The sequence below is a fragment of the Croceibacterium salegens genome, from assembly GCF_009827435.1.
In the GTDB taxonomy this organism is placed as follows: Bacteria; Pseudomonadota; Alphaproteobacteria; order Sphingomonadales; family Sphingomonadaceae; genus Croceibacterium_B; species Croceibacterium_B salegens.
Window position 1 is genome coordinate 33,179 of the sequence record NZ_WTYM01000036.1, and the last position, 13,494, is coordinate 46,672.

A 13,494-nucleotide genomic window follows, 5' to 3' on the forward strand; every position below is an offset into this window, starting at 1 on the left:
CTGCAAAACCACGACCTTTGTTTCAAAGTGAAACAACGCCGGCTGAGCGGGTGATTAGGGTAAATAATTCATTGCCAAATTGACTCCGCCAAGCCTAGATTCCTGAAAGACCAGCAAACTGGATGCGAATTCAGGGTCGAAACGGGGGCGCAATGGACCGTTTGTCGGGTCATATCGAAGATGACGATACGGTATCCTCTGATACTGAATCCTCGGTAATTTCCTTCGGTAGTGGCGATGAACACCTTGTTACATCGCACACTTATCCATCGGAAATCGATGCGCAGCTATTCCGCCTGAACGAGCTGGAATGTCATTACGAAACTGAGACCGCGAGTCTTTGGACTTATATGCGTCCCAGAGGTCGCCCGAGTTTTACTCCGCCGATGCTTCGCGATTTCGACAACTGGCAAAGACTGATTACGAGCAACTTCGGATCGGACCAGACCGAACTGCGTTACCTGATACTCGGTAGCCGTTCGCCAGGCGTATTCTGCTTCGGCGGTGACCTGGCGCTTTTCCAGGACCTCATCCGGTCGGGAGACCGGCAGGCGCTGGCGCAGTACGGCTTCCGCTGCGTGGAAATCCTTCACCGCAACATGCGTTCGCTCGACCTGCCGATGTTGACAATCGGCCTCGTCGAAGGCGCAGCGCTCGGCGGTGGGTTCGAAGCGCTCTTGTCGTTCGACTTCATTATCGCCGAGCGGGGCGCGACCTTCGGGCTGCCCGAGACCCTGTTCGGCCTTTTCCCCGGCATGGGGGCGCACGCCATCCTGTCGCGCAAGCTCGGCACGGCGATGGCCGACCGGCTGATTCTGTCGAACGAGACTTATACTGCCGAACAGATGCACGATCTCGGCATCGTCCACTACCTCGCCGAGCCGGGCGAAGGAGCGAAAGCCTGCCGCGAATTCATCAAGCGCAGCGAGAGGCGGCATCCCGGCCTCGTCAGCGCGCGCAAAGCGATGAAGTACACCCGGCCTATCGAGCTGCGCGAGCTCAAGGACATCGTCGAGATGTGGGCCGATGCGGCAATCCAGCTCACCGAGCAGGACCTCAAGGTGATGAGCCGCCTGACCCGCGCGCAGGAACGGGTCGCGGCGGCTTGATCGCGGTGCCCTAGCGGGCGTCCACCATCACGAGTTCGCAGTCTTCGATCGCCTCGACGATCAGCGCTTCCTCGCCGGTAATGGCGATGCCGTCTCGCGGGTTGGCCTCGGCGCCGTTGATGCGGATGCGCCCGCCGACCGCGACGAGGTACTGGTGGCGCCACGGCGCTGCCTCGTAGGTCACGGTTTCGCCTGCCTTGACGGTCGCTGCGAGGATCTTCGCGTCGGCGCGAATGGGCAGGGCGCTATCGCCTTCGGGATCGCCGCTGGCGAGCACTTCCCAGCGGCCGGCACGGTCGCCATGCGGGAATTCGCGCATGCCCCAGTCCGGCTCGCCGCCAGCGCTGTCGGGCATGATCCAGATCTGGAATAGCGTCGTGTCTTCGTCCTCGAGATTGTACTCGGCATGGGCGACGCCCCGGCCGGCGCTCATCACCTGCACGTCGCCGGCCGCTGTGCGGCCTTCGTTGCCCATCGAATCCTTGTGGCTGATAGCCCCCTTCCGGACGAACGTGATGATTTCCATGTCCGAGTGCGAGTGCGGCGGGAATCCGGTCTGTGGGGCAATGGTATCGTCGTTCCACACGCGAATGCGGCCCCAGCCCATGCGCTGCGGGTCATGGTAGTCGGAGAAGCTGAAGTGATAACGGGTATCGAGCCAGCCATGGTCGCGATGCGCCAGGCCGGCGAACGGGCGAATGTCGATCATCTGGGTAGTCCACCTCGGCGGGGTGTTTCCGCCGGAATAGCAGTCAGATAGGGGCGAACCCGCACCCTTCAAGCCCCCAGGCCATGGCCGCGCGCCATGTAATCGTCGCTCTGCATTTCCTTGAGGCGGCTGACCGTGCGGGCGAATTCGAAGCTTCCTTCTCCCGATGGGTAGAGGCTCTCGGGCTCGGCGGCGGAAGTGGCGAAGAGCTTGACGTTGTTCTCGTAGAGCGTGTCGATCAGCGTAACGAAACGCGCGGCCTCGTCCTTGTTGTCCGGTCCCAGGACCGGAATGCCAACCACGATGACGGTGTGATACGCTTGGGCGATGGCGAGATAGTCCGCCGCGCCTCGGGGCTGGCCGCAGAGCCGCTTGAAACTGAACACCGCCACGCCCTTGAGGCTCTTGGGCACGTGTAGCGTCCGTCCGCCTCCGAGGTCGAGGTCGGCCGAGGGGACGTGCGCGGCGTCCTCGGGCGGATAATCGGTCAGGCGAAAGAAGGCCTCGCGAACCTGTGCCGTCGAGGCGTCGCCAAGCGGAGTGTGCCAGGTGTCGAGCCCGGCGATCCGGTCGAGGCGGTAGTCGGTCGGCCCGTCGAGTTCGACCACGTCGAGTTCCTTTTCGACCAGCGCGATGAAGGGCAGGAACAGGCTGCGGTTGATGCCGTCCTTGTAGAGGTCGGCGGGCGGGCGGTTCGAGGTCGTGACGACGGTGACCCCACCCTGGATCAACGAGGTGAACAACCTGCCCATTATCGCGGCGTCAGCGGTGTTCTTCACGACCATTTCGTCGAATGCGAGGCAGCGAACCTGTTCCGCAATCTTCAGCGAGGTGGCGATGATCGGGTTCTGGCTCTGTTTTTTCCTTGCCTCGGCCATCATGCGATCGACTTCGAGCATGAAGGCGTGGAAGTGCACCCGCCGCTTGTGCTTGATGTCGAGCGTTTCGAAAAACAGGTCCATCAGCATCGATTTACCGCGACCAACGCCTCCCCAGAGATAGACGCCGCGCGGGTCGGGTCGACCCGCAGGGGTACCGATCCGATAGGTGTACCATCGCCGCTTGGGGGGCGGAGCCTCCAGTTCATCCTGCAATCGCTGCAGCCGCTCGGCCGCAGCGCGCTGGTCGGGGTCAGGCCGCAGTTCACCGGCGGCGACAAGCGCGTCGTAGCGCGCGAGCAGCCCGCTCATGCCGACAGCTTGCGGACGATGCCGGAGAAGCCGGCGACAGGGCTGTCACCCTGCACGATGCGGCCTTGGATAAAGATCATGCGGCCGGTTTCGCGCAAGACGGATACGATCGCCTCAAGCGGCTGGTCCATGCTCCCCGCTCCGACGAACTGGACCGAGAGTTCGATCGTCGTGGCCGCGGCGAAATCCTTGCCGAGCAGGATCCCCGGGCCGGCAAAGAGCGAGACGTCAGCAAAGGCGGAAATTATGCCGCCGTGCACGTAGCCGGCGACGTTGCCCATGTGCGGTAGCGGATCGATGCGGGTCCGCGCGGTGCCGTCACCCGCGTCGCGGACCAGCAACCGGCCGAGGATATCCCGGTTGAATGGCCCGGGAACGTGCCACTCCTGCCAACCGGGCTGGTCCGGGCAGGGGAGCAGAGTTCCGTCGCGCGTGGACAAAGCTCAGAGCTGGCGTTCGACCAGCAGCTTCTTGGTCTCGGCGATCGCCTTGGCGGGCGAGAGGCCCTTGGGGCAGACGTTCGCGCAGTTCATGATCGTGTGGCAGCGATAGAGCCGGAACGGATCCTCGAGGTCATCGAGCCGCTCGCCGGTCATCTCGTCGCGGCTGTCGGCCAGCCAGCGGTAGGCCTGCAGCAGGATTGCCGGGCCGAGGAACTTGTCCGAATTCCACCAGTAGCTCGGGCACGAGGTCGAGCAGCAGGCGCACAGGATGCATTCATAGAGGCCGTCGAGCTTCTCGCGCTCCTCGGGGCTTTGCAGGCGTTCCTTGGTCGGGTTCGGCGTGACCGTCTGCAGCCACGGGCGGATCGAGGCGTACTGGGCGTAGAAATGGGTGAAGTCGGGCACCAGGTCCTTCACCACTTCCATGTGCGGCAGTGGGGTGATGCGAATCTCACCCGACAGGTCCTCCATCGAAGTGGTGCAGGCGAGGCCGTTCTTGCCGTTCATGTTCATCGCGCAGGAGCCGCAGATGCCCTCGCGGCAGGAGCGGCGGAAGGTCAGCGTCGGGTCGACCTCGTTCTTGATCTTGATGAGCGCGTCGAGGACCATCGGGCCGCAGGCTTCGAGGTCGATCTCGAACGTGTCGTAGCGCGGGTTCTCGCCGCTTTCCGGGTCCCAGCGGTAGATCCTGAACTTCTGCACCTTGCTCGCGCCCTCGGCTTTGTGGGTGCGGCCCTTGCCGGTGATCCTGGAGTTCTTGGGAAGCGTGAATTCGGCCATCGGTACCTCGTTTCGCCGCCTATCTAACGATCCCAGCCGCGGGAGCAAGGCCATGCTTGCCCCGGGCAATGGTCTGTACGAAAGTGCCCCTCGGGTCCGATGGGAGGGAATGAATGGGCTTTCGAAACTGGTACGAGGAAACGATCCTCCCGAAGATGATCGGCTGCGCCTGCGCCGATCCCAAGATCGCCGCGCTGCGCGGGCACGTGGTGCCGCTGGCCGAGGGGCGGGTGTTCGAGATAGGCTGCGGCGGCGGGCTCAACCATCCGCTCTACGATCGCGACAAGGTGACGAGCTTCGCCGGTATCGATCCCAACGGCGCGCTGCTCCAACAGGCGCGCAAGGCGGCGCTCGATAAGGGCTGGGAGGCCGACATTCGCGAGGGGAAGGGCGAGGCGATACCGTTCCCCGACGCCAGCTTCGACAGCGCGGTTTGTACCTATACGCTGTGTTCGGTCGACGACCAGCACCAGGTCTTGAGCGAACTGCGGCGCGTGCTCAGGCCCGGCGGTAAGCTGTTGTTCCTCGAACACGGCCGCTCGCCCGACGCCGGCCCGCAGAAATGGCAGCGCCGTATCGAACCTGTATGGAAACGCGCGATGGGCAATTGCCACCTCACCCGCGAGGTCTCCGGTGCGGTGAGCAATGGCGGATTCGACCTGGCGAGCATCGGCAGCATCTACATGGAAAAGATGCCACGCTGGGCAGGGTGGATGGAATGGGGCGTCGGCGTCAGGACGGGGGGCTGAGCCTACCCCAAAGTGCGTATTGCTCGCGCCGCGCCGGGGTGGGAAACCGTTGAAAGCGCGCGTTTCGCCGGAGGTTTCCCGGGAGCCAAGGTCTCCCTCCCTTTTTCCTCCGGGACACTTTTCGGCGGAACGCACGTTTCCGGCTTGACGATCGCATCGGATCGTCGCCAGGCCACGGGTCGCCGCATTTCCCGAAATGGAAGACGGGAACGTGTCGGCGATAGTGAGGGAGTTGAATATGCGAACTGCATCGATTGCTGCGCTGGCGACTGCACTTGCCCTCGTGGCTTGCAACTCCGGTGGAGGCGACGAGGAAACCGCAACGGCCGCGGCGGCAACCGTTGCCATTCCAGATATTATTGCCCCGTTCGGTGACGGCTATCCCAATGTCGGCGACCCGTGCCGCCGCCTCGGCGAGTCGGAAGCGACCGCCAAATACCTCGACGACAGCGCGATCCTCGTCGGTTGCCCGAGCGAAGCGTCCGCCAAGGCCGCAGGCGGCAAGGCCGTCGGCAATGTCGATGGCGTGCAGTTGATCTCGATTCCGCAGGGCGACGCCAACGAAGGCATGCCGGGCACGGCGGAAGCGCCGATTGCCTCGAACGACGCGCTCGTTGCCGGCACCAAGTTCAACGCGACCAGCGTGATCAAATGCGGCTTCGGCGGCGCGGCGCCGACCGGCACCTGCGATGCAGGGGTGATCCGCGACTGGGGCAGCGACGGAATGAACATGGTCGAAGTAACGAAGGTCGATGGTTCGAAGCGGGCGATCTACTTCAACGGTACTACTCCAACCGGTGCGGACAGTGCTCAGGCCGATGGCTCTGCCGGCTGGAAATTCAGCTCGACGCGCAACGGCGACACGGTGACGATCAAGTACGGTCCCGAGACCTACGTCGTGGTCGATGCGCTGGTAGAAGGCGGCTGACCAAGGCTCAACGCTTCCACAACCAGTATAGAATCCCGGCGTTGATCGCCGGGGCAGCGATGGCGGAAATAGGCCCGGCCAGGCCGATGCGGTCGGCGACGAGGTTCCATGGCAGGCCAAGCGGAATGAGGAACACACCCGAAAGCGGGTCCTGCTCCTGCCCGAACCAGCCGAATGTCCCGATAGCGAGCAGGGCAAGGGCGATGCCGTAGAGCAAGACGTATATGAAAAACGCGATCTTCATCGGTGTATTCCCTCCTTGGCCCCGCCTGTTTCTTTCACTGGCTACACTGTGTTGTGCTGCAGGCAGCCTGTCCAGTGCGACGGCGCAGATGGCCCCGCCGAGCCCGCCACCGCCACCCGACTGGGACAGCGTTTCGTTCGAAGTGAAGAGCTGGGGCGCACCGGTGACCTCGTGGAGTTTATCCTCTCATGGGTCCGGAAGTTGGATAGAAGCGGTCCACGAGGATGGTGCGGCTTTGGCCGATTATTCGGTAGACTGACATGAAACCCCAGCTATTCGCGGGCCCCACGGGCCTTGCTTGCATCTCGTGAAACGGTATCTCAATGGCAAGAGGGAGAAACCGATGCACAAGACCGCCAGCCTTATTGTCGCCGCCATGCTCGCCGCGGGGACCGCGACCAGCGGTGGGGCGCAGTCGTCGACCGGAGCGTCGCAGAGCTGTGCCTCGCTGGTCGGACGCGATTTTGGCGGTGGGATAGAGATTACCTCGGCCGCCCAGGTCGCCGCGGCGGCGAAGGGCACTCTCGGGCAGGGGCCGTTCTCCAACCAGTCCGACTTGCCGGCGCATTGCCTGGTAAAGGGGATCATCGACAAGCGCACGGGAGCTGGCGGAAAGACCTACGGCATCCAGTTCGCTCTGGCCCTGCCCACGGACTGGAGCGGACGTTTCCTCGTGATGGGCGGTGGCGGGCTCAACGGGACCGTCGGCCAGCCGTGGGGCCCGGTTGCGGCAGGGATGACCCCGGCGCTGGCGCGCGGTTTCGCGGTGGTGGCGCACGACAGCGGCCACGCCGGCACGGTGTGGGACAGCAGCTTCAACGTTGATCAGCGCGCCGCGCTCGATTTCGCCGAGACCAGCGTGCTGACCGTGACAAAGGCGGCGCGGGCAATCACCGAATCTTTCTACGCCAAGCCGATCGCCCACAGTTACATGACCGGCTGCTCGACCGGCGGGCGCGAGGGGATGCTGGCGATCGAGCGCTATCCGGAGCTGTTCGACGGCGTGGTGATCGGAGCCCCGGCGATGATGACCGGGGATTCGAATGCCGCCATCGACCGCATGCGCGTCGCCTTCAACCAGGCCGCTTCGCTCGATGCGGAAGGCAAGCCGATAATCTCCGAGATATTCACGCCTGCGGTGCGCGCTCTGCTGAGCAAGGGCATCCTCGACCAGTGCGACGCGCTCGACGGGCTCAAGGACGGGGTGGTCGAAAACGTTTCGCAGTGCCGCTTCGACCCCAAGAAACTGGTCTGCAAGCCCGGCCAGACCGAGGGCTGCTTTAGCCCCAAGCTGGCCAGCGCCATCGACCAGGGCTTTCAGCCGGCGATCGATTCTCTCGGGCGGCAGGTTTACCCGCGCTTCCCCTACGATCCGGGTGTCACCAACCTGCAGGGCGGCATCCTGCCAAGCGGCGCGCCCGGTCCGTTCGGCCCGACGACACAAGCTCTGTCCTATGACCTCGATGCAGCGGCATTGGCCGCTCATAACGACCCGATGCAGCGCCTGATCGACACCAATTACTGGACGAACCTCAACACCTTCCTCGACCGCGGCGGCAAGACGATCTTCTTCCACGGCACCGCCGACCTGTTCTTCAGCCCCTGGGCAACGTGGGACTGGTGGGCCCGCGCTTTGCAGACCAACGGCCCCCGTTTCGCCGAGGCAAGCCGCTTCTACATGGTGCCCGGCATGCTCCACTGCGCCGGTGGCGACAGCTTCGACAGGTTCGACCTGCTCGGCGAAGTCGTGAACTGGGTCGAACAGGGCAAGGCGCCGAACAACCCCGTCGCCAGCCGCTCCGACGGCAGCGCAAGCCGCCCGCTGTGCCAATTTCCGGCGCACGCGCAGTACATCGGCGGCGACGCGACGAAGCCCGAGAGCTACCAGTGCAAGATGCCAAGCGAAAGCTAGCAGGTCTGTTCAAGGGGAAAGGTCATGACATCGCGCAAGGGGGTTCTGGTTGCCGCACTGCTTGCCGCATCTGCACCTGCTCATGCCGAGTTCTCGCAGCTCAGTGACGCCGAGATCGCCGCCAGGGTGCAGACGGTGGTCGAGCAGGTCATGGCCCGGCCCGAGGCGGTCGGGCTGTCGATTGCGGTGGCGAAGGACGATCATGTCATAATCGACGAAGGCGTCGGCAAGGCTGATCTCGAGTGGAACGTGCCGGCCGACGAAACTTCGGTGTTCCGCATCGGATCGGTGACCAAGCAGTTCACCGCTGCGGCGATCATGCAGCTTGTCGAGGCGGGCAAGCTCGCGCTTGACGACCCGCTGTCCAAGTACGTGCCAGAGTTCGACAGCGGTGGGCGCACTATCACCATCCGCCAGTTGCTCAACCACGCCTCGGGCATTCCCAACTACACCGTGCAGCCAGGCTTCTTTGCCAAATCGGCGCCGCTCGACCTGACCGACGAGCAGCTTCTCGAATCCGTCAAGGGCGTCGATTTCGACTTCGAGCCGGGCAGTAACTGGAACTATTCCAACACCGGGTACTACCTGCTCGGCATGGTCGTGGCGAAGGCGAGCGGGGAGCCGTACCCGGACTATGTTCGCACCCACCTGTTCCAGCCGCTGGGGCTGACTCACACGTACTACGGAGGGGAACGGCCAATCATCCCGCATCGCGCGCAAGGCTATTCCTACGACCCCTCGACCGAGACATTCAGCAACGATCCGAACATCAGCATGAACGTGCCCGGCGCCGCCGGGGCGCTATCCTCGACCGCAGGAGACCTAGTGCGCTGGCAGATTGCGCTGACCGGCGGGAAAGCCGTCAGTCCGGCCTCCTACCAGCAGATGATTACCTCGACGGTGCCGACCGGGCAGGGGGATTCGAGGTACGGGTTCGGGCTTATTATGGCCGGACAAGGCGACGAGACGCGGATCACGCACACCGGCGGGATCAACGGCTTCAATTCGATTCTGACTTATATCCCGGCCAAGCACATGCGCGTTTCTGTGATTTCCAACAGCGAGGGCCTGCCGTCTGGCGCGGTTGAGAACCTGATCATGGGCGCGTTGACCGGCGACGGCACTATCCCCGATGTACGCACCTCGGCAGCGCTGGCTAGCGAACCTGCCTTGCGCAAGCTCATCGCGGGGACTGCCGCGGGCGAGCCCGATTACGAGGCGCTGACGCCGCCGATGCAGAACCTTACGCGCCAACAACTACCGCAGCTCAAGGGAATCTTCGATGAGCTGGGAGCCGTAAAGGACGTCGCCTTCAAGTCGGTCGATCTCGGCGGGGCAGACACGTTCCGGGTGACATTCGAACGCGGTGCGGCGGATTTCTCCATCATAGTCGATGAAGAGGGCAAGGTCGCCTCGGTCAATTTCCGCCCCGTGGGTCCGCCCCCGGCTCCCTAGGCCAGAAGGAACAGTCGCCTGTGATACGCGCCATTACGGCCAACTTTGCGCTGATGACGCTCGCCGGCGTGGCGCTGGCGTGGCTCCAGCCGTCGCTGTTCACCTGGCTGACCAACGGGTCGATCACCGTCGCGGGGCAGCCGCTGCTGTCGGTTGCGCTCGGGCTGATCATGCTGGCGATGGGGCTGACGCTGACCTTCGCCGACTACAGCGCACTGGCGCATATGCCGAAGGCCCTGGCGATCGGCGTTTGTGCGCAGTTCGTGATCATGCCGCTGACCGGCTTCGCCGTCGCCAAGGCGCTTGGGCTGGAGCAGGGGCTGGCGGTGGGGCTGATCCTCGTCGCCTGTTGCCCCGGCGGCACCGCCTCGAACATCGTCACCTACCTAGCGCGCGGCAACCTCGCGCTGTCGGTGGCGATGACCATGTGCTCGACGCTGATCGCGGTCGTCGCGACGCCGCTGCTGACGGGCGCGCTTGCCGGGGCCTATGTCGAAATCGACCGCTGGGCGCTGTTCCGCGATATGCTGGCGGTGGTACTTGTGCCGGTTGTGCTCGGAACGCTGGTCAGCGAATTCCTGCCCGGCTTCACAAGACGCATTGGCGACTGGCTGCCTCTCCTCGCGGCTGTGCTGGTGGTGCTGATCGTGGGGGGGATCGTGGGCGGGGCCAAGGACCTAATCCTGGCAAACGCCCGGCAACTGCTGCTGGCGACGTTCCTGCTGCACGCCTTTGGCTTTGCGCTCGGCCATGCAGCGGCGCGGGCGTTCGGGCTCGGCCCGATTGAGCAGCGCACGATCTCGATCGAGGTCGGGATGCAGAACTCCGGCCTCGGATCGGGCCTCACCAAAGCGCCCAGCTTCGCGGCGCAGTTCCCCGACGCGATGCAGGCCGCGCTCGCACCGGTTCCTGCGGCACTTTCGGCAGTCTGGCACGTGGTGATCGGCAGCCTCCTCGCCGGCTGGTGGAACAGTCGCGCCGAGCCTTAGGCGGCAACCCGTCCGAAGCGGCGGCGGTATTCGCTCGGCGTGATGCCAGCCTTGCGCTGGAACAGCTGGCGGAAGAAGGCCGGGTCGACATAGCCTACGGTCTGGCCGATCTCCGCGACCGCCGTCGGTGAGGTTTCGAGCAGTTGCTTGGCCACCGCGATGCGCAGCCCGTGAAGGTAAGCGAGGGGCGTGTCGCCGGTCGCGTCCTTGAATCGGCGCGCGAAGTTGCGCGGGCTCATCCCGACGTGTTTCGCTACAGCGTCGAACTTGAGATCCTTCGCGAAGTTGTTGCGGATGAAGTGCTCGGCGGCGAGCACCGGCTCGTCTTCATGCGCCGCGCGCAGTTCGAAATGGGTGAAGCTGTTCTGCCAGGTGCGCGGCATCTCGATGCACAGGCTGCGCGCAGTCTTGAGCGCGATCTCGCGCCCGCAGAACTTCTCTACGAGGTAAAGCGAGACGTCGGCCGCGGCGTTGACCCCGCCGCCGCAGACTACGTCGCCGCAATCAGTGACGAGGTATTCCTCGCGCCAGTCCACATCGGGGAAATGTTCCGAATAGAGCTGCGTCAGGCCCCAGTGCGCGGTCGCGCGTTTCCCGTCGAGCAGGCCGGCGGCTGCCGCCAGCAGCGCGCCCGAGCAGGCCGTGACGATGGTTGCGCCGCCTTCGTGCCACGTCTTCAGCCAGGGAAGAATGCCCTCGTTATGAGCGATCGTTTCAATCGGGTCGTAGGCGTGGCTTACCATAGCGTCGAACTCGAGCCCGCCCGCGGCGACGAAGGCGAGGTCAGGCTGGCCGACCTCGGCGCAGGACATCTCGGGCGTCAGCGTGACGTGGCGGCTGCCGACCACGGGCTTGCCGTCGGCGCTGGCGGTGACGACGTCGAAGTGCGCATTGAGCTCCACGCCGTTGAGCGCGTTCCACAACGTGCCCGCACTCTTGAAGATGTCGAGCGGCAGGATCGCGGTCGACGGAAGTCCTCCATTGACGAACAGGATGACGATTCTCTGCATCGAACCCTCGTTTGGCAGGATTGCCCCGCAACTATTGCATTTTTGCCATCTCGTCCACTGCCCGTGTGCCGGGTATCCCTTGCCTCACCAACAGAGGAAGGAAGCAATCATGTTGAAGCGTTATGTGATCGAGCGTGACCTGCCGGGCGTCGGCGGGATGAGCAACACCGACCTGGGAGGCGCGGCGAAGACGTCGAACGCGGCCCTGGATGAAATTCCTGGCGTGCAGTGGGAGCATTCCTACGTCGCCGGCGACAAGACCTTCTGCATCTACCTCGCCGAAAGCGAGGAGCGGATCCAGGAGCATGCCGCCAAATCGGGTTTCCCGGCGAACGTCGTGACAGAGGTCCTCACGATTATCGACCCGACCACCGAACTATATTGCAGCGCCTGAGCCACCTGCAGGCGAACCGGGCCCCTGCCGCAGTCGCGGTGGGGGCTCTTGGCAGTGCGGCATTGCGACAAACTAACACGCAGCGCTGGTTGCCAGCCCGGCACGATAGGGTATGCCCACAGCGCGATGAGCAACGCCGCCAGCTCCCTGCTCGCCGCATCGCGCGACGGCTTTGCCAACATCGTGCGCAACCTCGGCTGGCTGCTCGGTGGCAAGGGCTTCGCCGCCATCGTCAGCCTCGTCTACATCGTCATCCTGTCACGCTCGCTCGGGGTGAAGGGGTTCGGGCACTTCTCGCTGATCTTCGGCACCGCGCAGGCGCTGGTCGCGGTCGCCAGCTTCCAGACCTGGCAGACGATGGTGCGGTTCGGCGCGCGTTATGCGGTGGAGAAGGACTGGCAGCGGTTCGGCCGTCTCATCTGGCTCTGCGGCACGCTCGATATCGGCGGCGCCATTCTCGGCACGGCTTTGGCCGCGGCGATCTTTTATGGCTTCAGCGGCGTGCTCGACCTCAATCCCGATTTCGTCGACCTCGGCTTTTGGTTCAGCGTCGCGCTGCTGTGGGCCCGGATGACGACGCCGAACGGAATCGTCCGCGTGCTCAATCGCTTCGACATCGGCAGCTATGTCGAGGCGATCGTGCCGGCTGGCCGGCTGATCGCGGCGCTTGTCATTGCCTTCGCCGGGGCCAGCGTGGAGCGGTTCCTGCTCGCCTGGGCCCTGCTCGACCTGCTTGCCGCGGCGGTCTACTGGTTCGCCTGCTGGAGGCTGGCACCGGAAGCGCTCAATCGCAGCAACTGGGGCGACTGGCGCGCGTCCGTGACCGAGAACCCGGGCATAGCGGCCTTCTTCGGCATTACCTATGTCACGGCCACGCTCGATGCCCTGACCAAGCAAGGGCCGCTGCTCGCCGTCGGCTACTTCCTCGGCACCAGTTCAGCGGGAATCTACCGACTCGCCGACCAATTGGCGCAGAGCATCGGCAAGTTCGCCCAGATCGTGGCGCGAGCTATCTTTCCCGAATTCGTGCATTCGCACATCGGTCTCGATGCCACCGAATTCCGCCGCCTGTTCGCCCGGGTTACGCTGATTGCCGCTTCTGCCGGGTTCGCCGTTACCGTCGTCATGATCCTCTTCGGTGCCGACCTGCTCGACCTGGTGGGAGGCGAGGCCTACGCGCGCGGGGCGGCGGTGATGGTGCCTTTAGCGATAGGTGCCTCGTTCCAGCTCGCCAGCGTCGCCTACGAGCCGATGTTCTACGCCACCGCGCACCCGCGTTACCCGCTGATCGTCCGCGCCATCGGAATAGCGGTCACCGTTGCCGCGATCCTGTTGTTCGTGAGCGCCGGACCTGTCGGCGTCGGCTGGGCGGTGTGCCTCGGCATGGCGCTGGCCTGGGCGCTCCTGAGCCTGTTCGCATTAGTCGTGCTGCGCGAGGCGGCACGGCGCGAGGTTGAAGCACCTGGCGCAGCGCAGCGCTAGTTGATTAGTCCCCGCCGCCGCCAGCATTCGGCGAGCAGTGTCTCGAGCAGGTCGGCATGGCTGAACCCTGCCTCCGCCGCGGCCGTGGCCATGACCTTCT

Annotated in this window: 14 protein-coding genes; 8 read left to right on the forward strand and 6 right to left on the reverse strand. The window is 64.4% G+C overall.

Annotation, left to right across the window (positions count from 1 at the left end; genetic code table 11):
- Window positions 1-275 precede the first annotated feature (275 nt).
- Entirely contained in the window at window positions 276-1,109 is an 834-nt protein-coding gene (locus GRI89_RS08260; RefSeq protein WP_328598180.1) for a crotonase/enoyl-CoA hydratase family protein, read from the forward strand.
- Between the two features lie 10 nt (window positions 1,110-1,119).
- On the opposite strand, the gene GRI89_RS08265 is transcribed toward GRI89_RS08260, so the two are convergent.
- From GRI89_RS08265 to GRI89_RS08280, 4 genes are all read right to left on the reverse strand, one after another.
- Window positions 1,120-1,818: a pirin family protein gene (locus tag GRI89_RS08265; protein ID WP_159794049.1), complete on the reverse strand. Its 699-nt coding sequence runs from the start codon at window positions 1,816-1,818 to the stop codon at window positions 1,120-1,122.
- A gap of 68 nt (window positions 1,819-1,886) precedes the next feature.
- Window positions 1,887-3,008: a cell division protein ZapE gene (zapE, locus tag GRI89_RS08270; protein WP_159794051.1), complete on the reverse strand. Its 1,122-nt coding sequence runs from the start codon at window positions 3,006-3,008 to the stop codon at window positions 1,887-1,889.
- Window positions 3,005-3,448 (reverse strand): PaaI family thioesterase, encoded by a 444-nt coding sequence (locus GRI89_RS08275; RefSeq protein ID WP_159794053.1) that lies wholly within the window; start codon window positions 3,446-3,448, stop codon window positions 3,005-3,007. Before GRI89_RS08275 ends, zapE begins: the two co-directional genes overlap by 4 nt.
- 3 nt (window positions 3,449-3,451) lie before the next feature.
- Window positions 3,452-4,231 carry a succinate dehydrogenase iron-sulfur subunit gene (locus GRI89_RS08280; RefSeq protein ID WP_159794055.1) on the reverse strand — a complete coding sequence of 260 codons (780 nt, stop codon included), beginning with the start codon at window positions 4,229-4,231 and terminating at the stop codon, window positions 3,452-3,454.
- A gap of 113 nt (window positions 4,232-4,344) precedes the next feature.
- Here GRI89_RS08280 and GRI89_RS08285 point away from each other — a divergent pair, with 113 nt between their 5' ends.
- Complete coding sequence (locus GRI89_RS08285; protein WP_159794057.1) at window positions 4,345-4,980, forward strand: class I SAM-dependent methyltransferase; 636 nt, start codon at window positions 4,345-4,347, stop codon at window positions 4,978-4,980.
- A gap of 238 nt (window positions 4,981-5,218) precedes the next feature.
- A complete protein-coding gene (locus tag GRI89_RS08290; RefSeq protein ID WP_201290893.1) occupies window positions 5,219-5,908 on the forward strand; it encodes a hypothetical protein in 690 nt (229 codons plus the stop codon).
- A 7-nt stretch (window positions 5,909-5,915) separates the two neighbouring features.
- Here the strand turns inward: GRI89_RS08290 and GRI89_RS08295 are convergent, their stop codons facing one another.
- A complete protein-coding gene (locus tag GRI89_RS08295; protein WP_159794059.1) occupies window positions 5,916-6,152 on the reverse strand; it encodes a hypothetical protein in 237 nt (78 codons plus the stop codon).
- A 343-nt stretch (window positions 6,153-6,495) separates the two neighbouring features.
- Between GRI89_RS08295 and GRI89_RS08300 the strand changes: the two genes are divergently transcribed.
- From GRI89_RS08300 to GRI89_RS08310, 3 genes are read left to right on the forward strand one after another with little or no spacing between them, the layout of a single operon-like run.
- The gene (locus GRI89_RS08300; protein WP_159794061.1) at window positions 6,496-8,064 is read left to right on the forward strand and encodes a tannase/feruloyl esterase family alpha/beta hydrolase; all 1,569 of its coding nucleotides are present in this window, start codon (window positions 6,496-6,498) and stop codon (window positions 8,062-8,064) included.
- 24 nt (window positions 8,065-8,088) lie between these two features.
- A complete protein-coding gene (locus tag GRI89_RS08305; RefSeq protein WP_159794063.1) occupies window positions 8,089-9,519 on the forward strand; it encodes a serine hydrolase in 1,431 nt (476 codons plus the stop codon).
- A 20-nt stretch (window positions 9,520-9,539) separates the two neighbouring features.
- Window positions 9,540-10,508, forward strand: a complete 969-nt coding sequence (locus tag GRI89_RS08310) for a bile acid:sodium symporter family protein (RefSeq protein ID WP_328598160.1) — start codon at window positions 9,540-9,542, stop codon at window positions 10,506-10,508.
- On the opposite strand, the gene GRI89_RS08315 is transcribed toward GRI89_RS08310, so the two are convergent.
- Window positions 10,505-11,518, reverse strand: coding sequence for a GlxA family transcriptional regulator (locus GRI89_RS08315; RefSeq protein ID WP_159794065.1), 1,014 nt, complete (start codon window positions 11,516-11,518; stop codon window positions 10,505-10,507). The genes GRI89_RS08310 and GRI89_RS08315 overlap by 4 nt on opposite strands.
- A gap of 109 nt (window positions 11,519-11,627) precedes the next feature.
- On the opposite strand from GRI89_RS08315, the gene GRI89_RS08320 reads away from it, so the two are divergent.
- Both GRI89_RS08320 and GRI89_RS08325 read left to right on the forward strand, forming a co-directional pair.
- Complete coding sequence (locus tag GRI89_RS08320; protein ID WP_235913008.1) at window positions 11,628-11,912, forward strand: DUF4242 domain-containing protein; 285 nt, start codon at window positions 11,628-11,630, stop codon at window positions 11,910-11,912.
- Window positions 11,913-12,038: 126 nt separating this feature from the next.
- Window positions 12,039-13,394 (forward strand): lipopolysaccharide biosynthesis protein, encoded by a 1,356-nt coding sequence (locus GRI89_RS08325; protein WP_159794067.1) that lies wholly within the window; start codon window positions 12,039-12,041, stop codon window positions 13,392-13,394.
- Window positions 13,395-13,494: the final 100 nt, after the last annotated feature.

Excerpts from the sequence above, each read along its gene's own strand:
- GRI89_RS08280 (WP_159794055.1), bottom strand. The coding sequence starts at position 4,231 with ATGGCCGAATTCACGCTTCCCAAGAACTCCAGGATCACCGGCAAGGGC.
- GRI89_RS08300 (WP_159794061.1), top strand. The coding sequence starts at position 6,496 with ATGCACAAGACCGCCAGCCTTATTGTCGCCGCCATGCTCGCCGCGGGG.
- GRI89_RS08290 (WP_201290893.1), top strand. The coding sequence starts at position 5,219 with ATGCGAACTGCATCGATTGCTGCGCTGGCGACTGCACTTGCCCTCGTG.
- GRI89_RS08325 (WP_159794067.1), top strand. The coding sequence starts at position 12,039 with ATGAGCAACGCCGCCAGCTCCCTGCTCGCCGCATCGCGCGACGGCTTT.
- GRI89_RS08285 (WP_159794057.1), top strand. The coding sequence starts at position 4,345 with ATGGGCTTTCGAAACTGGTACGAGGAAACGATCCTCCCGAAGATGATC.
- GRI89_RS08295 (WP_159794059.1), bottom strand. The coding sequence starts at position 6,152 with ATGAAGATCGCGTTTTTCATATACGTCTTGCTCTACGGCATCGCCCTT.
- GRI89_RS08320 (WP_235913008.1), top strand. The coding sequence starts at position 11,628 with ATGTTGAAGCGTTATGTGATCGAGCGTGACCTGCCGGGCGTCGGCGGG.
- GRI89_RS08315 (WP_159794065.1), bottom strand. The coding sequence starts at position 11,518 with ATGCAGAGAATCGTCATCCTGTTCGTCAATGGAGGACTTCCGTCGACC.
- GRI89_RS08305 (WP_159794063.1), top strand. The coding sequence starts at position 8,089 with ATGACATCGCGCAAGGGGGTTCTGGTTGCCGCACTGCTTGCCGCATCT.
- GRI89_RS08265 (WP_159794049.1), bottom strand. The coding sequence starts at position 1,818 with ATGATCGACATTCGCCCGTTCGCCGGCCTGGCGCATCGCGACCATGGC.
- zapE (WP_159794051.1), bottom strand. The coding sequence starts at position 3,008 with ATGAGCGGGCTGCTCGCGCGCTACGACGCGCTTGTCGCCGCCGGTGAA.